The organism is Kitasatospora sp. NPDC023120 (assembly GCF_055560835.1).
The window spans coordinates 1-18,339 of the sequence record NZ_JBVHHY010000048.1 but is presented as its reverse complement, the minus strand read 5'-3'; the positions used below and the strand labels follow the sequence as shown (position 1 = coordinate 18,339).

At 69.7% G+C, this 18,339-nt stretch carries 18 protein-coding genes; 8 read left to right on the top strand and 10 right to left on the bottom strand.

What is annotated here, in order from left to right:
* Nucleotides 1-7: 7 nt before the first annotated feature.
* From ACZ3TI_RS38500 to ACZ3TI_RS38485, 4 genes are all read right to left on the bottom strand, one after another.
* Nucleotides 8-448 (bottom strand): SRPBCC family protein, encoded by a 441-nt coding sequence (locus tag ACZ3TI_RS38500; protein WP_465734833.1) that lies wholly within the window; start codon nt 446-448, stop codon nt 8-10.
* A 50-nt stretch (nt 449-498) separates the two neighbouring features.
* The gene (locus tag ACZ3TI_RS38495) at nt 499-1,941 is read right to left on the bottom strand and encodes an MFS transporter (RefSeq protein ID WP_465734831.1); all 1,443 of its coding nucleotides are present in this window, start codon (nt 1,939-1,941) and stop codon (nt 499-501) included.
* Between the two features lie 43 nt (nt 1,942-1,984).
* Nucleotides 1,985-2,440 carry an SRPBCC family protein gene (locus ACZ3TI_RS38490; RefSeq protein ID WP_465734829.1) on the bottom strand — a complete coding sequence of 152 codons (456 nt, stop codon included), beginning with the start codon at nt 2,438-2,440 and terminating at the stop codon, nt 1,985-1,987.
* Between the two features lie 582 nt (nt 2,441-3,022).
* Nucleotides 3,023-5,728 (bottom strand): ATP-binding protein, encoded by a 2,706-nt coding sequence (locus ACZ3TI_RS38485; protein WP_465734827.1) that lies wholly within the window; start codon nt 5,726-5,728, stop codon nt 3,023-3,025.
* Nucleotides 5,729-6,645: 917 nt separating this feature from the next.
* On the opposite strand from ACZ3TI_RS38485, the gene ACZ3TI_RS38480 reads away from it, so the two are divergent.
* The 4 genes from ACZ3TI_RS38480 to ACZ3TI_RS38465 all read left to right on the top strand — a co-directional run bounded on the left by ACZ3TI_RS38480 (nt 6,646) and on the right by ACZ3TI_RS38465 (nt 10,668).
* Entirely contained in the window at nt 6,646-9,192 is a 2,547-nt protein-coding gene (locus tag ACZ3TI_RS38480) for a collagenase (RefSeq protein ID WP_465734825.1), read from the top strand.
* Between the two features lie 544 nt (nt 9,193-9,736).
* Nucleotides 9,737-10,066 (top strand): hypothetical protein, encoded by a 330-nt coding sequence (locus ACZ3TI_RS38475; RefSeq protein ID WP_465734823.1) that lies wholly within the window; start codon nt 9,737-9,739, stop codon nt 10,064-10,066.
* 34 nt (nt 10,067-10,100) lie between these two features.
* Nucleotides 10,101-10,418 (top strand): DUF2267 domain-containing protein, encoded by a 318-nt coding sequence (locus ACZ3TI_RS38470; protein ID WP_465734865.1) that lies wholly within the window; start codon nt 10,101-10,103, stop codon nt 10,416-10,418.
* A gap of 79 nt (nt 10,419-10,497) precedes the next feature.
* Nucleotides 10,498-10,668 carry a hypothetical protein gene (locus tag ACZ3TI_RS38465; RefSeq protein WP_465734821.1) on the top strand — a complete coding sequence of 57 codons (171 nt, stop codon included), beginning with the start codon at nt 10,498-10,500 and terminating at the stop codon, nt 10,666-10,668.
* Nucleotides 10,669-10,958: 290 nt separating this feature from the next.
* On the opposite strand, the gene ACZ3TI_RS38460 is transcribed toward ACZ3TI_RS38465, so the two are convergent.
* Complete coding sequence (locus ACZ3TI_RS38460; RefSeq protein WP_465734819.1) at nt 10,959-11,990, bottom strand: YihY/virulence factor BrkB family protein; 1,032 nt, start codon at nt 11,988-11,990, stop codon at nt 10,959-10,961.
* A gap of 45 nt (nt 11,991-12,035) precedes the next feature.
* The gene (locus ACZ3TI_RS38455; protein ID WP_179852711.1) at nt 12,036-12,197 is read right to left on the bottom strand and encodes a YqaE/Pmp3 family membrane protein; all 162 of its coding nucleotides are present in this window, start codon (nt 12,195-12,197) and stop codon (nt 12,036-12,038) included.
* A 242-nt stretch (nt 12,198-12,439) separates the two neighbouring features.
* Between ACZ3TI_RS38455 and ACZ3TI_RS38450 the strand changes: the two genes are divergently transcribed.
* From ACZ3TI_RS38450 to ACZ3TI_RS38440, 3 genes are all read left to right on the top strand, one after another.
* The gene (locus tag ACZ3TI_RS38450; protein ID WP_465734817.1) at nt 12,440-12,880 is read left to right on the top strand and encodes a hypothetical protein; all 441 of its coding nucleotides are present in this window, start codon (nt 12,440-12,442) and stop codon (nt 12,878-12,880) included.
* Between the two features lie 76 nt (nt 12,881-12,956).
* Nucleotides 12,957-13,130, top strand: a complete 174-nt coding sequence (locus ACZ3TI_RS38445) for a CsbD family protein (RefSeq protein ID WP_465734815.1) — start codon at nt 12,957-12,959, stop codon at nt 13,128-13,130.
* Between the two features lie 110 nt (nt 13,131-13,240).
* Nucleotides 13,241-14,074, top strand: a complete 834-nt coding sequence (locus ACZ3TI_RS38440; protein WP_465734813.1) for a YhjD/YihY/BrkB family envelope integrity protein — start codon at nt 13,241-13,243, stop codon at nt 14,072-14,074.
* A gap of 423 nt (nt 14,075-14,497) precedes the next feature.
* On the opposite strand, the gene ACZ3TI_RS38435 is transcribed toward ACZ3TI_RS38440, so the two are convergent.
* The 4 genes from ACZ3TI_RS38435 to ACZ3TI_RS38420 form a co-directional block, all read right to left on the bottom strand.
* Nucleotides 14,498-14,962 carry a tyrosine-type recombinase/integrase gene (locus ACZ3TI_RS38435; protein ID WP_465734863.1) on the bottom strand — a complete coding sequence of 155 codons (465 nt, stop codon included), beginning with the start codon at nt 14,960-14,962 and terminating at the stop codon, nt 14,498-14,500.
* Nucleotides 14,963-14,984: 22 nt separating this feature from the next.
* Nucleotides 14,985-15,215 carry a tyrosine-type recombinase/integrase gene (locus tag ACZ3TI_RS38430; protein ID WP_465734861.1) on the bottom strand — a complete coding sequence of 77 codons (231 nt, stop codon included), beginning with the start codon at nt 15,213-15,215 and terminating at the stop codon, nt 14,985-14,987.
* A complete protein-coding gene (locus ACZ3TI_RS38425) occupies nt 15,191-15,856 on the bottom strand; it encodes a tyrosine-type recombinase/integrase (protein ID WP_465734811.1) in 666 nt (221 codons plus the stop codon). Before ACZ3TI_RS38425 ends, ACZ3TI_RS38430 begins: the two co-directional genes overlap by 25 nt.
* Nucleotides 15,857-16,558: 702 nt before the next feature.
* Nucleotides 16,559-16,840 (bottom strand): helix-turn-helix domain-containing protein, encoded by a 282-nt coding sequence (locus ACZ3TI_RS38420; protein WP_465734859.1) that lies wholly within the window; start codon nt 16,838-16,840, stop codon nt 16,559-16,561.
* 740 nt (nt 16,841-17,580) lie between these two features.
* Between ACZ3TI_RS38420 and ACZ3TI_RS38415 the strand changes: the two genes are divergently transcribed.
* On the top strand, nt 17,581-17,859 hold the full coding sequence (locus tag ACZ3TI_RS38415; protein ID WP_465734809.1) for a hypothetical protein: 279 nt from the start codon (nt 17,581-17,583) through the stop codon (nt 17,857-17,859).
* Nucleotides 17,860-18,339 lie beyond the last annotated feature (480 nt).

The following is an 18,339-nucleotide window of genomic DNA, read 5'->3' as shown; positions in this document are numbered from 1 at the left end:
CTTGGCGTCAGGAGCGCCTCTCCGCACGGTTCTTGAGGCAGATGAGCCAGCCCTCCAAGGAGGTTTGCAGGGCGTCGCGGAGCTGGTCGGCCGCGGCCTCGACGGGTGCGCCGCTCCAGGACTCCTCGGTGCGGACGAGCACCCGGTCGCCGCTCTGCTCGAAGGTCCACACGTGGACGCCCTCGATGCCGTTGGCCGGGCCGCCCCAGACGATCCGGGCGCCTGGCACGAGCTCGTGGACGGTGGAGGTGATGTCCAGTCCGTGAGTGCGCCAGGTGAAGGAGGCGCCTTCGGCGAGCGGTCCCTCCAGCCGGGCCTGGTCGATGTCGGTGTTCCAGACCGGCCAGTCGTCGATGCGGGTGTGCAGGGACCAGACGGTCTCCAGCGGGGCGTCGATCTCGCTGGACAGGCGGACGATGACGGGCGCGGTCTTGTCGATGGTGAGCACGGGCGGTTCCTCTCGATAGGTGTGCTGGTGGAGTGCGGGCGGTCAGGTGGTCAGTGCCGGGCGCGGCCGGCGGGTTGTGGAGCAGAGACCCCGGTGGCCGCGAGGCCGGCAGGGGTGCGCCGGGCCAGGCGGGCCGCGAGCAGGGCGGTGGCGGCCAGGACGGCAGCGCAGATGCCGAAGACGGTGCGGTAGCCGGCGGTCAACGCCTCCGGGTGGGGCTGGTGCCCGGTGGCGTGAGCGGTGACGGTTCCCGCGACGGTCGCCAGGACCGCGAGCCCGACAGCGCCACCGACCTGCCGGGTGGTGTTGACCAGGCCGCCCGCCAGGCCCGCGTCCGCTCCGGTGGCACCTTCGACGGACAGGGCGGTCAGCTGCACGAACGCGATGCTCAGGCCGAGTCCCACGAGGACGCTGGGACCGAGGATGTCGGTAAGGAAGCTTCCGTCGGCGCTGATCCGGGACAGCCACAGCATCCCGGCCGCCTCGGTCAGCAGGGCCCCGACCACCGCGGCTCGGTTGCCCACCTGCCGGGTGAGGGCCGGGGCGAGTGCGGCGCCGAGCATGTTCGCCCCGGCGAGCGGGAGTTGGCCGAGTCCGGTCGTCAGCGGGTCTTCGCCGAGGACCTGCTGCTGGTAGAGCGGCAGGAAGAAGAACAGTGCAATCCACGTCGAGCCGAACAGGCCCATCAACAGGTTCCCGGCCGCCACGCCCCCGCCGGCGAACAGGCGTGGTGGCACCAGCGGGGCCGGGTTGCCGCGCTCGACCCGCAGGAAGATCAGCGCGAGCGCGGTGGCGGCGGCGAACGCGGCGAGGACGCGGGTGTCGGTCCAGCCGAAGCGGCGGGCCGTGGTCAGGCCCCACACCAGGGCGGTCAGGGACAGGGCGCTGGCGGCGGTGCCGCCGAGGTCGAACCTGGCCGCCTCTCCGCGGGCGGCGGACGGGACGAACGCGACCGTCGCCGCCAGGACCGCGAACGTCCCGATCGCCACGGTGTGGAAGATCCACGGCCAACCCCAGGCCTGGGTCAGAAGCCCTCCGAGGATCACTCCCGCCGCGCCTCCCGCACCGGACACCGCGCCCCAGACCGCGAGCGCCTTGTTCCGGCCGGGGCCCGGTGGATGGAGACCCATGGCCAGGGCGAGGGCGGCGGGGGCGACGGCCGCCGCGCCGGCGCCCTGGACGGCACGGGCGGCGGTGAGGACGCCGGGCGAGGCGGCCAGTGCGGCGGTGGCGGAGGCGGTCCCGAACGTGCCCAGGCCGACGAGCAGCACGCGGCGCCGGCCCAGCAGGTCGGCGGCGCGCCCGCCGGCGAGCAGCAGCGCGCCGAAGGCCAGGCCGTAGGCGTTGACCACCCAGGTGGTGGCGGTGTCGGAGAGCCCGACACCGTCGCGGATCTGCGGCAGCGCGACGTTCACGATCGAGGTGGCGAGCATGACGGTGAACTGGGCAGCGGCCAGTACCGCGAGGACGGCACCGTGAGGTGGTTTGCGCATGGGGGCTCCTGGCGGGCCGGTGGGAAATGAGCGCGGGCGGCGTTCAGCGCGTGGTGCGCTCGGCGGCGGACTTCAGATGGAGGAGCCACTGGAGCAGGGACTGGTCGAGTGCCTGCCTGATCCCCGCGGGGTCGGTTCGCACGTGCGCGCCGTCCCAGGACTCCTCCGTGGCGACGAGAGTCGCTCCTGTCGAGGGCGTGAACGTCCACTGGTGGATCGCGGTGATGGCCTGGGACAGGCCGCCCCACAGGATCAGGCGGGGTGCGTCGACCACGTACACGGTGGAGGTGATGTCCAGTCCGGCGGTCTGCCAGTGGAACACCGCGCCCGGCGTCGGCGGGGTCAGCGCCCGGGCCTCGGCGATGTCCGGCTGCCAGCACGGCCAGTCGGGCACACAGGTCAGCAGATCCCAGACGGCAGTGGCCGGGGCGCTGATCGGCAGTTCACGACGGGCGACGACGGGAGCGGCCCAATCGATGCCCGAGGGCGTGTTGTCCATGGGATTGAGTCTCGTCCGGCGGGCCTCGGTCCCTCTTCGGTGAAAGTCGCCTAGAGGGTTGCCTAAGTCGCTCGGTGACGGGTGCCGAGGGCTTGGGGCGATGCTGCACGGCCGTGGGCCGTGCTCGGCTCGGTGTCGCGCGATCCCGCGGCAGAGGATCGGCCACCGCCTCGCGTTCGATCCCTACGGCACTGCTCGGTGTGCGGGGCGTCGGAGGGACAGCGGAGAGAGGAGCACGACCGGTCACCTGGCATCGACCGCGGGCATCGGCTGAGAGCCGGGGCGGCGGTCCACCGGTCGCAGCTCGCGTCCGGGGGCCAGGCTCCGCCACAGCCCGAGGCAGTGGGAGCGGCGCCCGGGTGTGGGCGCGGTGAAAGACGTGTGGGCGAGAGGAGGACGGAAGCCCCGGGCCCGGTCACGAACCAGCAGCGGAGCGAGAACCGGAAAGCACGCGTGCGGGCCCCGCCGGTCGATGGCGGGACGCCCGCCGTGCGAGCAACCCGACGCAGCGAAAGTCGGCTGCGCGCATCGAGTGGGCTCCCAGGCCGTTGACCAGCGGGAACGGGGGAGCCGGCCGGGATGCTAGGCCGCCCGGCCGAGCACGTCGGCGAGCTGGCGGCGGGAGGTGATGTCGAGCTTCTTGAAGACGCTCCGCAGATGGGCATCGATGGTGCGGGGGCTGAGGAACAGACGGTCCGCGACCTCTCGGGAGGTTGCTCCGGTCGCCACGAGCCTGGCGATGTTCAACTCCTGGCCCGTCAACATCTCCATGACACCGAGCGTGGAGGACCTGGCTTGTTCACCCGCGGCAGCCAGCTCGACCCGTGCCCGTTCAGCGAATCCCTCCGCCCCGATCGCGGTGAACAACTCGTGGGCCGCGCGCAGCGCGTCACGCGCCTCCAGGCGACGGCCGTCACGGCGCAGCCACGCCCCTTGGTGCAGAAGAGCCCGGCCGTGCCACGACCGCAGACCGGCGGCGCCCAGTCTGGTCACCGCCTCGGCGTGGAGCGGCTCCGGGTCGTCGGACAGCTGAGCGGCGAGGCCCGCACGCACGCCCAGCGCCCAGTCGGTGCCTGCCGCGGACGCGTGATCCGACAGCCGTGCGAACGCCTCGCGGGCGATGCCGTCCTCGCCGCACCGCACGGCCGCCTCGACCAGTTCGGGCAGCGCGAGGCTGGAGACCCCCAGTTCGCCATCCGCGAGGGCCAACCGGGCCGATGCCAGCGCCGCCCGGTGGTCGGCGACCCCGTTGGCGTAGAGCGCAGCCGCCGCATGGGCGGTCGCCGTCAGCATGCCCTTGCGCCGCGCGTGCGACTCGGCCAGGACCCGGTCGATCAGAGGCTGCGCCTCGGCGGCCTTCCCCCGTAGCGCGGCGGCGTAAAGCCGGCCGTACCAGTGGGGAGGGACTCCGGTCGCTTCGGCTATGCCGTCGGCCTCGCTGTTCAGGGCCGAGGCGGCGACCAGGTCACCGCGTTGGACGGCCGCCATCGCCTGCATCCAGAGCCCGACCGGGAGGATCACCAGCGCTCCGCCGACGCGGGCGGCCTCGACGGCCCGGGTGGCGAGCTGCTCCTCCAGGGCGACGTCCCACAGTTCGACGGCGAGCAGGGCCGCGAGCGACAGGCGGCGCGCCCAGAGCGGATCGGTGACGTCCGACAGCAGCTCCAACAGCCCGGGCACCACGGCGAGGTCACCGTCGAGGTAGGCGACGAGCGCGTCGAGCAGTTCGTCGCCGGTGGAGCGCTCCCCCAGCGCGGCGGGTGCCCGCCGGGCCGCTTCGAGTGCGTCGCGTGCGGCGGGGGAGGAGCGGCCGACGACGAGTCCCGCCTGCAGGGCGTCCAGCAGGTGGAGCCGGGCCCGGCGGGGGTCGAGGCCTGCGGCCCTGACGAGATGACTGACCGCGTCGGCCGCGCCGTCGCGGAAGAACGCTGCTTGGCCGCGCACGAGTTCGGCCTCCACCCGGCCCGTGCCGTCGATCGGACCGCTTTCGGCCGCCTCGACCAGAGTGACCGCGCTCTCGAAGGAGCCGGCTTCCAGCGCGGCCCGCGCCGCGGCGAGGCTGCGTCCGGCCCGTAGACGAGGATCGGCAGTGAGGGCTGCGGCCTGTTCCAGGAACGCGGCCTCGGCCGCGGCACCGCCCCTGCTCCGTGCGCGCTCCGCGCAGCGCAGCAGATCGGCCGCGACTTCTTCATCGGGGCGGGATGCGGCCTGTGCCCGGTGCCACGAACGCCGGTCGGGCGCCGTCAGCGGATCGGTGACGTCAGCGAGTGCTCCGTGGGCGCGGCGTCGCTCGGCCGATGAGGCGGACGTGTACACCGCCGAGCGCACCAGCGGGTGCCGGAACCGGGACTGCCCGCCCAACTCGATCAGATCCGTCGCTTCGGCCTCGGCCCCGGCTTCCGGTCCCACACCCAGCAAGTCGGCCGCCCGCCACAGCAGACCCGGATCACCCGTCGGCTCCGCGGCCGCGATGAGAAGCAGCGTGCGTGCGCTCCACGAGAGTTGAGAGACTCGCTCCTGGTAGCTCCGCTCGATGCGGTTGGCCGGTGAGACCGGGGTCGGCAGCCCGAACCCGCCGGCCAGACCGGCGGGGCCGAGTCGGCGCGGCAGCTCCAGCAACGCGAGCGGATTTCCGCGCGCCTCGGCGAGGATCCGTTCGCGAACCCGCTCGTCCAAGGGACCCGGGAGGCTGGAGGAGAGCAGAACCCGGGCCGCCTGGTCGGGCAACCGCGACAACGTCAGCGCCGTCAGCCCTTCGAGTTCCCCGACAACGTGCGGGTCGCGGACTCCGAAAACGATCGCTATCGGCTCGTCCGCGATCCGCCGGGCCATGAACGCCAGCACCTGCGCCGATGCCCGATCCAGCCATTGCGCGTCGTCCACGACGCACACCACGGGCTCCTCGCCCGCGGCGTCGGACAGCAGACCCAACAGGCCGAGGCCGACAGTGAAGCGGCTCGGTGTGCCACCATCCCGCAGCCCCATGGCCACGGCCAGATCCTCCCGGTGGGCGGAGGGCAACCGTTCGATTCGGCCGTGCAACGAGCGAGTGAGCTGGTGCACCGCAGCGTAGGCGAAGTCCGCTTCGAACTCGGCCCCGTTCACCCACAGCAGTCGTACACCCTCCAGCCCGTCAGTGACATGGCGCAGCAATGTGGTCTTCCCGATACCTGCTTCGCCGCGAACGACTGCCGCCCCACCCCGCCCCACTCGCGCAGCAGCGAACAGTTCAACCAGAGCGACGCGGTCGGTGGGCGGAAAGTACTCAGAGCCAGTCACAAGAGCCACGCCAGAATCATGTCACGCCCTCTGAGCTCGACGGATATGAGAGACCGGGAGCTGTCGAGAAGCGCTCCGCGCCCCGTAGCCGTCACTCGACTGCGTGGTCCAACGTGATGTGATCGTCTCGCCGACGCGAGTCGAAACCACTGCCCACCGTGTGAATCGAGGCGCCGCCATCGGAACCAAGCACTCGACTGGCTCCTGCAAAAGAACGGTGTAACTCCCGATCCCCGCTCCCCCTGGCCGGCCGCCGCCGCAGCAGGCGTCTCGAAGCGGCCCGTAAGCGGGAGGTCCCCCCGGCCGGTAGGGCTGGGTCTGTGGGACGGTGATCGCTCGTGCCGCTGCGTCCGGCTCGCCTGCCGTGACGAATGGCCTGAAGGGGTGGCAGCAGTGGCGGCCACTCGACATGGGGGACCGCCTCACAACAAGTGACGCCCGTCTGCCATATCGGCCTTTCACGGTGGAGAAGTTGACACCCAACCAGAACGCCTCCTACCTGCGGTCGAACGCTTCGGACCGGGCACCTGCGCCCAGCCATCCTGAAGATCTCGCACACTTTCCGTTATCCGCAGCCCCGCGCCTGATCTCCCATACGTCGGCAGCAAACCACCCCATCTGCCGACGAGGAGAGCACATGACCGGCAAAAGAGTGGCACGCGGGCGCGACAACGTCCCTGTACCGGTGGGCACTTCGGTAGCGGCGAGCGTCATCGTCGGCACCCTGTCCCGCCACGGACGATCCCCGAACTGACTGTCAGTCGACTCATCGCCGAGCCTGCGATCGGCCGGGACCAGCCGTCGGCTCGGCGCCACGCAACCGACACCGGCCGACTGTGCCAAGAAAATTGACGAAGCATCACCTGATCGCGCACCTTCCCCACGAGGCCGCGCCGCACGGTGCTGCCCCCACACCAGGAGAACCCATGAAAGCCGCGCACGCCCGCAACAAGCTGCCCAAGCTCCTGATAGCCGCCGCCCTCGCGCTGACCGCCGGGGTCGGGATCGCCGCCAACGGGCCGGGCAACGCTCACGCGGGGCTCACCAGCCCGTCCCCCGAAGCCAAGGCCGACGCTCCCCGCCCAGGTCTGGCACCCCAGTCGGCCACCGACGCCGTCCAGGACGACGCGAAGCGGGTGCGTCCCAAGGACCGTCGACCTCTGCCGTCCAACACCGAGGCACAGCAGCAGAACTACGGCAGCCCGACAAGGTCCGCCGCGGCAAGGTCGAAGGCAACGACCGGGGAGGTAGGCGGCTCGAAGGCGAGCGCCGCCGCCTGCTCCACCAGCGCCTTCACAACGAACACCGGCGGCGCCCTGATCCAGGCGATCCAGTCCGCCGGCCCGGACTGCATCAACGGCCTGTTCAACGTCACCGGTTCAGACGCACACCTGGCCTTCCAGGAGTCGCAGATGACCACGGTGGCGGACGCCTTGGCCGCCGCCTCCCGCAGCTACCCGGGGGACAACAGCACCCACGTCCTGGAGCTCGTGCTCTACCTTCGGGCCGGCTACTACGTGCAGTGGAACCACAAATCCGACGTCGGTACCTACGGCAGCGCTCTGCAGACCGCGGTCCAGTCCGCCCTGGACTCCTTCTACGCCAACGCCCACAGCCTGGACGCCACCGACGCCAACGGCGCCGTCCTCTCGGAAGCCGTCACCCTGATCGACAGCGCCAGCCAGAACGCCCGCTACCTGCCCGTCCTCAAGAAGCTGCTCACCGGCTACAACAGCTCGTACAACAACTCGTACAACATGCTGACCGCGGTCAACAACGTCTACACCGTCCTCTTCCGCGGCCACCAGAACCCCGACTTCGTCACCGCCACCGAAGCCGACCCCTCCATCCTCACCACCCTCGAGACCTTCGCCAACAACAACCTCGGCCTCCTGGGCGGACCGCAGAGCTACCTGGCGTCCAACGCCGGGACCGAGCTGGCCCGGTTCCTCCAGGACCGCACCCTGACCCCCACCGTCCGCCCGATGATCAAGAACCTGCTGGCCAAGTCCTCGATGACCGGCCCCACCGCACCCCTCTGGGTCGGCATCGCCGCCCAGGCGAACGACAACGACCAGAACAACTGCTCCGACTACGGCACCTGCGACCTCCCCAACCGGCTCAAGAAGGCCGTGTTGACCATCGACTACCAGTGCGGCACGATCCACATCGTGACCCAGGCGCTCACCAAGGAGCAGCTCCTCAGCACCTGCGACAGCCTCACCGGCGAGAACGCCTACTTCCACAAGCTCGCCAAGGACCCCGGCCCGCTGTCCGACGACCACAACAGCGCCATGGAGGTGGACGTCTTCCACTCCACCAGCGACTACCAGACCTACGCCAACGTCATCTTCGGCGTCGACACCAACAACGGTGGCATCTACGAGGAAGGCGACCCCTCCAAGCCGGACAACCACGCCCGGTTCGTCGCCTACGAAGCCGACTGGCTGCGCCCGAGCTTCCAGATCTGGAACCTCAACCACGAGTACACCCACTACCTGGACGGCCGGTTCAACACCGCCGGCGACTTCGCCGCCACAACCGCCACCCCTGGCACCATCTGGTGGATCGAAGGCTTCGCCGAGTACGAGTCCTACGGCTACCGCGGCGTGACCGACACCGCGGCGGTCGCCGATGCGGCCAAGGGCAGCTACCCGCTCAGCACCGTCTTCGCCAACACTTACAACAGCGGCACGGACCGGATCTACCCCTGGGGCTACCTCGCGGTGCGCTACATGATGGAGAACCACCGCTCCGACATCGACGCCCTGCTCGGCCACTACCGATCCGGTGACTACAAAGCCGCACTCGGCCTGATCAACTCCATCGGCACCAGCTACGACGCTGACTGGGCCAAGTGGCTCAAGGAGTGCGCCGCCGGTGCGTGCAACGCCACCGGCAAGCCGCTCACCGCCACGTTCACCGCCAAGGCGAACGGCCTGAACGTCACGCTCACCGACACCACCGAAGACGCCGCGGCGATCAGCGCTCACAAGTGGGACTTCGGCGACGGCACCACCTCCACCGATGCCAATCCGACCAAGACCTACGCCAAGCCGGGCAGCTACCACGTCCGGCTGACCGTCACCGACAAGGCCGGCGCCACCGCAACCGCCGACCAGACGGTTGCGGTCGGTGCTTCAACCGCCGAGTGCACCGCTGACGACACCCGCCGCCTGGCTCAGAACTGCAGCCGATCCAACCTCACCGCCGCCGCCCGGGACAACAGCTACCTCTACATCGACATCCCTGCCGGAACCAAGAACCTCACCATCACGTCCACCCCCGGCACCGGAACCACCGACCTCTACTACAGCCCCACCACCTGGGCCGACAGCACCGTCAGCACCGCCTCCGCCACCGGCAACGGCCCGCACACCCTCACTATCACCAACCCCCCGGCCGGCTGGAACTACATCACCCTCCACGCCACCACCGCCCTCACCGGCGCCACCGTGACGACCACGTTCTGACCCCGCCGGTCGCGCCGGCCGACGCCCGGCTCTCTGCCGGTGAACTGCTGCTGTTGGACGCCGGATTCACGTCCGGGGTTCGGGTTCAACCGATTCGAGCAGGACGGCGCCGACGCCAGGCTGTGCAGGGTCGCCCGGACACTCCGGTTGGGCCCGTGGGGTTAAACCCGCACAAAAAGATCGTGTAAGTCTGTTATGTGACAGGCTGGCCAGGGCTCCGCCTTGGGTCTTGGTCGGCCTGTCGCGACGTTTCGGAGGTTGGGTTCTGGTCCAACGGATACTCGTTCCAGGTCGAGAGGAACCACCGGACGGCCAGTCGGGACATGCGGATCGCCGAAATGCCGATCCGATTCGGGGAGTGGAGCACCGGCGATTCGGAGATCGGCCTTGTGGTGCTGGGGGTCAAGGGGTCGCAGGTTCAAATCCTGTCGTCCCGACTTGCGTAACGTGGAAGTGGTTGAGGACATATTCGGGGTGGAGCGACCGGCGGTCGGGGCGGTGAAAGACGAGACCACCGCCGGGGGCTCCGGCGGGTGCGGGGGCCGTGGTCGAGGTGGACGTCGTTCCAGTGGAGCGCGAGGGCTTCGCCTTTGCGCATGCCGGTGCCGATGAGGAACTCGACGAGGTCGGCGAAGGGCGGGTCGACGGCGTGGCAGTAGCGGAGGAAGTGGACGGCTTCGTTCGTCGTCCAGATGTGGCGTTCGGCGGCGGCTGGGCGGGGGATGACGGTTGGCCGGGCGGGGTTGGTGGCCAGGCGGTGGTGTCGGACGGCGTCTCCGAGTGCGCTGGAGAAGATGGCGAGGATCTGGTGGACGGTGACGCGGCCCCGTCCCGGGCGAGTTGGGTGTGGACGAGGCCGGCGATGTGGGGGTAGCCGAGGTCGTCGAGCCTGATATCGCGAACGCGTCCTGGACGCGGTCCTCGCCGTGCTCGGCTCCCAGCTCACCGGCGACGAACGCTGCGACCTCGCCGCAGCACTGCCAGGCCAGGCCCGCGCCACCTTCGCCTTCCAGATCCCGCTGCCCGAACCCGTCGCAGCTCCCTTCGTCGAAGCCGTCGCCCGCACCCTGAACACCAGCCTCACCGCAGCCCGGTGGGACGCCTCCTCCGTCCTGGCAGCCCTGGCGGACCTCGCAGGCGAACGGCTCACCGACCGCCTCCTCGCCCACCTGCCCCGCGGCTACGCGCTCCTGTTTGGCCGCGCCGACCTCACCACCGCCGTGTAGCGGCAGCGCAATGTGAGCTCGGCGGCGAGCGGCAGCTCGCCCGCCGTTGAGCGCCCATACGCGGCCGAGGAGGCTCGTCATGGTCCTGATCCTGGCTCTGGTTATCGTCGCGATCGTGCTGGGCATCATGGGCGCCGTCGCCAACGGATGGTTTTTCCTCCTCGTGATCGCGATCATTCTCTTCGTCGCCGACATGGCCTACGCCGGCATCCGCTGGTCCCGGCGCTCAGGCCGACGCCCGACGCGCTGAACCAGCATCTGCCCGGCCGCGGTGCGGCGGAAGACCGCAACCGCTGTCACCCACCTGTGCGGGCATGCCGTGGATGCAGCCCGGGCTGCCGCCACCCCCCGCGTCCCGGCCTTCCTCCGTCTCGTTGGACGGCAATGGGGATGCCGCAGTTGCCCGTCGCGCCTCGGATGCCATCACCCGATCTCCTTCACCACCGATCGTGGCGGCCTCGGACCCGATCCAGCCCTTCCTCTCTCTCCTGCCTCGGCCCGCCCTCCCGCTCCTCCTCCGGCGGCGAGGAGGAGCGGGAGTCAGTGACGGGGTCTGTCGTGATCTTGTGGGGGGTCGGGTGGTGGTTTGCGGGTGTCGCGGGGTTCGGGGTGCGGCTCTTCCTCGGGTGGGTGACCGGCTGCGATGGCTCGTCCGCGTTCCAGTTCGAAGTTGAACTCCAGGCCCAGCAGGATCGCGAGGTTGGAGACCCAGAGCCAGAGGAGGAAGAGGATCACGGCCCCGATGCTGCCGTAGGTGCTGTTGAGGCTGCTGAAGTTGGCGACGTAGAGGGCGAACGCGCCGGAGGCGATGATCCACAGGGCCACGGCGACCAGGCTGCCGGGCAGGATCCAGCGTAGCTTCGGTCGTTTGGCGTTGGGAGCGGCCCAGTAGAGCAGGGTGACCATCGCGATGACGACGATGATGAGGACGGGCCATTTGGCGATACCCCATACCTGTACGGCGTTTTCGCTGACTCCGAGGATCTTCCCGGTCTTGGTGGCCAGGGTGCCGGTGAAGACGACACCGGTAGCGGTCAGGGCGAGGAGCACGACGAGGACGATGGTCAGGGCTAGCCGGGTGGGCAGGGTCTTCCAGGGCGGGCGGCCTTCGTCGATGCCGTAGACGTTGTTGGCGGCGCGCATGAAGGCCGCGACGTAGCCGGAGGCGGACCACAGGGCGAGTGCGATCCCGATGGCCAGTGCGATGCCTGCCTTGCCCTGGGCGCTCTGGAGTTGCTGCACGACGGTGGTGAGGATCTGGCGGGCGGATCCGGGGCCGAGGTTGCGGATGTGGTCGAGCAGCGGCTTGGTGGCGGAGCTGCCGACCAGCCCCAGGATCGACACCAGCGCGAGCAGAGCGGGGAAGATCGCCAGCAGGCCGTAGTAGGTGAGCGCGGCTGCCGCGTCGCTGAGACTGTCGGCCTTGAACTGCTTGGTGGTGCGTTTCAGGACGCCCCACCACGACCTCGTGGGCAGATCGGTCGGACTCTCGGCAGGACCGGCGCCACCGGTGGCGGGCCTGCTCTCGTCAGTTGCGCTTGTGTGCCGGTGTTCGTTGTCGTGTCGTGACATGGGTGCCAACCCGGCGTGCGGAGTGCCTGTTCTGGGAGCGGGGCCTCAGTCCTTGACCACCTGGTAGATGCCGTAGATGACCCCGGGCACGTGGCCGCACAACTGAAGGAGGAAGGCCCAGAGCACCTTGATACTCGGCCCGTCCTTGATCAGTACTGCCAGGAACGGCAGGACCAGGCACAACAGCACCAAAAGGACCTTGACCATGATCATTCCTCGTTCCGAGGCGCAATGGTCGGCGGCATGTTAGCCGCTTTTTCATGGTCTCACCGCCGGCCGCCCGGCGGGGAACCGGCCGAGCTGGAACGGCGGGTACGTGTGGGTGGACAACCCAGGGTGTCCGCGCGCATGGGCCCTACCCCGGTCGATCCTGCCGTCCCTGTTCGCGTTGGTATCCCGGGCGGTGCGGTTCTACTGCGGGTCTGCAGCAAAAATTTCCGGAGCGCCCCATGATCATCATCATCGGGCTCATCATCCTGGTCGCCGCGGTAGTCGTCGGTGTGGCGGGCATTCTCACCAACACTGGCAGCGGACACGCGCTCACAGGCGGGTTCGAGGTATTCGGCTACCACGTCACCGGCTCCACCGGCACGCTGTTCCTGTACGGCATCATCGTCGGGGCCCTGGCCATGTTCGGACTGAGTCTGCTCCTGGCCGGTGCGCGCCGCACCTCTCGCCGGGGCCGCGCCGCACGCCACGGGCTCAAGGAGTCCCGCCGTGAAACCGCCGCCGGCAGGGAGCGCGACGACCTGATCGGCCAACGCGACACCGCCCGCGCGGAGACCGCCGCACAACGGAACGACTCACCTCCAGACGACCCGCATCCCAGCCCCGGCGACGGTCATCGGAGCTGGACGCACCCGTTCGGGCACCGAGCCGCCCACCGGTAGATCGCCGCCACCACATGCGCAGACCACTGACGGGCCACCGCCCCGAAGCGGCCGCCACCTTGGAAGGGCAGCCCCGATGAGTATCGCCAAGAAGATCGCGCACAAGGCCGAAGCGGTCAAAGGCGGCACCAAGAAGACCGTCGGCCGCGTCACCGGCAACCGGCGCCTGCAGGCCGAAGGCCGCGGTGACCAGGTCAAGGGCAACACCAAGCAGGCCGGAGCGAAGATCAAGGACGCCTTCAAGCACTGATCACCGCGCCCCGCAGGCCCGCCGTGGCGCGCGGGGCACGTCGCTGCCCCGACTCCACTCTGGCCGCGCCATTTGCTCGGCGACGGCATCGACCGTGGTAGTCAACATCCATGCCGATGCAGTCTCCCGATGCCGAAGGCCGTCCGTCCCTGTTCGGGCGACTGCGCCGGCTAGTCCGCCGTTCGCCGGCCGGACGCGGATGGAGGCAGGGCAGCACTCTCGAACTGTGGCAGCGGTCGCTCGGCTTCGCGGCGCTCGGGTTCCTTACGCTCGTGCCGCTGCTGATCGTCATTTCTGCGGCCGATCCGGCGCACGGACAGGGCTTCGCACAATGGCTGGGCGAAGGACTCGGCGTGTCGGCGCCCTCCAGGAAGAAGGTCGAGCAGCTGATCGCCCTGCCCGGCCAGACACTGCGGACCACGACGGCGTTCAGCCTCGCCGCCCTCGCCGTCTTCGGCCTCTCTTTCGGGGCGGCGGTGCAGACCACCTACGAGAAGGTCTGGGGCCTACCACCGGCCCGCTGGTGGGCCAGGTGGCGGCACCTCGTGTGGCTCGCCGCCCTCATCGGGCTCCTCCTCCTGTCCGCCACCACAACCCTGTGGCGGCAGACCCCGGCCGGCGGCCTCGCCGCAGTGCTGAGCGCCACCCTGTTCCTCTGGTGGTCACAGCGGTTGCTGCTCGGCGGACGGGTCCGATGGAGCGCCCTGCTGCCCGGCGCCGTGGCCACGACCGTCGGGCTGCTCGGCCTGAGACTCTTCTCCCGGCTCGTCTTCTCGCCGCTGATCGCCACCAACACCCTCGCCTACGGACCGATCGGCACCGTCCTGGTCATCCAGTCCTGGCTCGTCGGCGTCGGCGCCGTCGTGTACGGCGGCGCACTGACCGGCCGGCTGCTCCACGAAGAACTCCCGCGCGTGGCACGTGCGCTGAAACGGCGAAGGTGAGATCCGAAAATCCCGCCTCGATCGGGGCTTGCGGATGCTCCTGCCAACGGTGAGCGATTCCGGATCGTCTGGCCGGGCGTCGAGCACTCATGCACACGGGCTGGAAACGGTGCGAGGCACTGTGGGAGAGCTGGCGAGCGCTACAATCGGGGTGTGAGGCAGATCACTCTCGAACTCCCGCTCGCGCACTGCCTCTCACGCGCCTCTCACGGATTGCGCGTCATGAGGTGGCATCAGGCGTCATGCGGGTTGGACGTGATGGGCCCTGACCTGTGTGATTCGAACTGGTGAACATCAGGCAGACACCCGTTCGACCGCCGGGGGTCAAGGGGTCGCAGGTTCAAATCCTGTCGTCCCGACCAGCGTTTTCGCAGGTCGTAGGCCGTTTCCGCTTCTGGCGGGAGCGGCCTTTCTGGCGTTTTGTCAGCTGGTGGTCGCATGGTGGTCGCACCGGTCACAGCGGAATGGGTGCGTGAGCTGGGCGTTCGCGGTGGGTTCGGCGTTGGCGGTTGGTGAGGTGGTCGCGAGGTGGTCGCGGAACTGGGCGATCAGATTCCGTGGCCGGTCCGCTCGTTGGGTGGTGTGGAGGGCGAGTTCGGCGCTGTCGAGGAGTCGGGCGATGGCGTCGACGGCTTCGCGGGCTGCCTGGCGGGTGAGGTGGCTGTAGATGTTCGCGGTGGTCGACAGGGTGCGGTGGCGCAGGGTCTTGGAGACGATCACGAACGGGACGCCGCCGTTGAGGGCGAGGGCGGTGGCGAGGTGGCGCAGGTCGTGGACGGCGATGCGGGGGACGCCGGCCTGGTCGCACAGTTTGTGGAAGTGGTTGAGGACGTAGTGAGGGTCGAGGGGGCGGCCGTGGTGTTGGAAGACGTAGCCGTGGGCGGGGATGGCGAGGCCGAGGAAGTGGTGGTCAGCCTGGTCTTCGAGGGCGCGGCGGGCTCGGTTCGTTGATGGCGATCCAGGTGAGGCTGCTGGGGGTCTTGGGGGCGGTGAGGACGGTGTAATGGTTGTCGACGGAGGAGAGGGTGTAGCGGACGAACAGGACGCCCTCATCGAAGTGGACGTCGTCCCAGTGCAGCCCGATGGCTTCACCCTGGCGCATGCCGGTGTTGATGATCAGCTCGACGAGGTGGGCGAACAGCGGGTCGTGCTCGTGGGTGTAGTCGAGGAAACGGACCGCTTCGTCGGGGTCCAGATCCGGCCTTCCGGCGTGGGCGGGCGGGGGATGATCGCGGGTTTGGCGGGGTTGCGGCCGAGGCGGTGGCGGGTGACGGCCGCGCCGAGGGCGCTGGAGAGGGTGGCGAGGATGCGGTGGACGGTGACGCGGCCTCGGCCGGCTTTGAGCTGGGCGCGTGCGTAGTGGTCGATGTGTTCGTAGGCGAGGTCGTCGAGGGGGACGTACCCGAGGGCGGGGATGAGGTTCTGGTGGACGTAGGCGCGGTAGCGGGCGAGGTTGGTGGGCTTGAGTCGTAGTTCCTGGGCGGTGAGCCAGGCGATCAGGTAGTCGCCGAGGGTCTGGCGGGGGTCGGGGTTGTAGCCGTAGGCGTGGCCGTCGAGGAAACGCTTGAGGTCGTTGCGGGCGGCGTCCTCGTTGGGGTAGCCGCCGCGTCGTACGGTGTGGCGGCGCTGGTCAGGCCAGGGGACGTCGACGGCGTAGGTCCAGGTGCCATGGCCGGGATCGGAGGCCAGCAATGGGCAGCGGGCGCCGAGCTGTCGACGCTGGGTATCGCGGCTCCCGCAGCGCCGGTAGACGCGGCCACGGTCGTGGGTCGAGGTCGGCATGGTGATCGCCTCAAAGGCTCGTGCGGAGGGGTTTCCCTCAGTCTCGCCCCGGGCCGCCCTTGGCCGCGCCAAGGGGTCGTCGCAGGTCAAGCGCCGATTCCAGCGCTGGTGAGCGCGTGGTGGTCGCGGCCGAGCCGTCCTCTGACCGGCAATCGGGGACGCCGCCGACCGGGGGACGGTTCCGTTGCCGGGATGGAGGGGCCCACTGCGGCGGCCCGCTCCTGCTTCTCGTCGCGGAGAGTGACCAGAAGCAGGAGCGAGCCCAGGAATGCCACCGCGGGTTCGAAGTCACCGTAGGTGATCGACTACGTCCAGTCGGAGCTGCGGGGCGCGTACGAGCGAGGTCAGATGAGCCGGTCGCGGTGTGCGGCGGTTTCGCGGACGAGCTGGGCGAAGCGCTCGCGGCTGCGCCGCTGGTACTGCTCGGCCTGCTCGTCGTCCCAGTCCTAGACGAAGGGCACAGCGGGCGGGCGGAGGGTACCGGGGCCCCGGGTGGTGGCGCCCTCTCTGAGCGGACCATCCCGAGCACCTGGCCGGCGGCGTCCAGTCAGGCCGCGCCCTCCAGCCACCACCTCTTGTGCCGCGCTGGGGTGTTGCCGTCCGGGGCGACGGCCGGAGCGTGCAGTGCGAGGCCGTCCCCCGGTCTGGCCCCTGCGGCGTGGCCGTACGGCTGGAAGGAGCTGTGGCCAGTTGCCGGGCGGATCAGGTGTCCGTGGTGGGTTCCTGGCGGTGTTGGGTGCGGCGGAGCTGTTCGTTGAGGCGTAGGGCTTCTTCGAGTTGGTCTTCGAGGATGATGATGCGGCAGGCGGCTTCGATGGGGGTGCCCTGGTTGACGAGGTCGCGGGCGCGCATGGCGATGCGCAGTTGGTAGCGGGAGTAGCGGCGGTGGCCGCCATCGGAGCGTAGGGGGGTGATGAGGCGGTGTTCGCCGAGGGCCCGTAGGAAGCCGGGGGTGGTGCCGGTCATCTCGGCGGCGCGGCCCATGGTGTAGGCGGGGTAGTCGTCGTCGTCGAGTTTGTCGGGTGTGTTGGGGCTGGTCGTTGTAGTCACTGCACCTCTCTGGTTCTCGGGGAGAACGCGTCGAGGGGCCCCGGGGCCATGTCGGCTCCCGGGGCCCCGAAGGGGAACAACACCATCTACCGGCCTGGGCCGGTTCTGTTACTTCCGAACTGCCCCAGGGGAGGGGCTGTGCGGGGATCGCGTATGCGTGACCGGAAACCACCGTCCTTGCGTTGGGGTCTGCGGTGTCCGCCCGGGCGAAGGTTCACGGGCCGGGCGATCCTGATGGCGCTTGCGCCCTCCGTTCATCCGTTGTGCTGAACTGTCACTTTCGTACTGCTGGTACTGCTGGTACTGCACTCACTGAACTGCTTACTGCTCGGTACCACTGGTGGCGGCCCCTGATGCCTGCGGGCCGCCCGGTCCGGCAGCCAGTCCCGTCGCCGTCCTGCACCTGCCTGGCTTCGGAACTCCACTGCCGGACCGAACTGCGAACTTCTGTCCAACAACCCCGGCCAGTTCGTGTCTGGCCGGTATCGCCGACTGCTGTCTACGAGAGAAACGTTAGACCCACCCATGGGCAATGTCTACTCCGGCGCGCATAGATTTTGCGGCGCCCGCGAGTGAGGTAGTCTCCCGCTGCGCGGCGGCGGCACCCCCCGAGCCGCCGCCGCGCGTCAGAAGTACCCAGCGACACCGCGCAGGGAGGCGGAAATGGAAGAGCGGTGCCCGCAGTACCGGAGGCGGCCCGGGACGGACAGGCGGACCTGATCGAGGCGATCATCGAGGCTGTGCACGACGGCGACGACCGAACCGTCCGCCGGCTGCTGGCCCGCTTTGCCGAACTGGCCACCATCGCCGACCTGTACGCCCTGCGCGACGCCCTCGACACCGCCCCCCATCCAGCATCCACGGGCAGAGGTGACTCCCATCAGAACGCACTCGCGACCCCGCCCGACCAAGCGTTCAGGTCGACCCTGCACCTGGCGTGGTGGCCGCTGTGAATGCGCGGTGCTGCCCGTTTGGGTGACGCACGGTAGCGGTGACGGCCATTGCCCGGTCCGGGTCAAGCCGCGGTGGTGAGGTCGGCGCGGCCGAACAAAGGCGCGTAGCCGCGGGGAAGGTCGGCGAGGAGACGGTCGTGAGCTGGTCGCCGCCAGGGCGGCGAGGGCGCAGGAGGCGTCCCAGCGGGCGCCGTGAGGCTGGTGTTCAGGGCTCGGGCGACGGCTTCGACGACCCGCATGCGCGCCGACCTGCCACTGGACGCGCTGGAGACGGCATTGTGGCGGCGGAAGATGTTCATCGGCACTGTCGGACTGGCCGTCCTACTGGTCGTGCTCCGCCGTCCGGTTCCGGCACGGGGGCCGATCCGCGCACCGCTGACAGCCGGGCAACCGCCGCCGACGGTCTGCGGTTCGCCCGGAGCGGATCGCCGTCAGTACTCGGAGCCGCTTCGCAGGTAGGTGCCCGCGACCTGGAGCCAC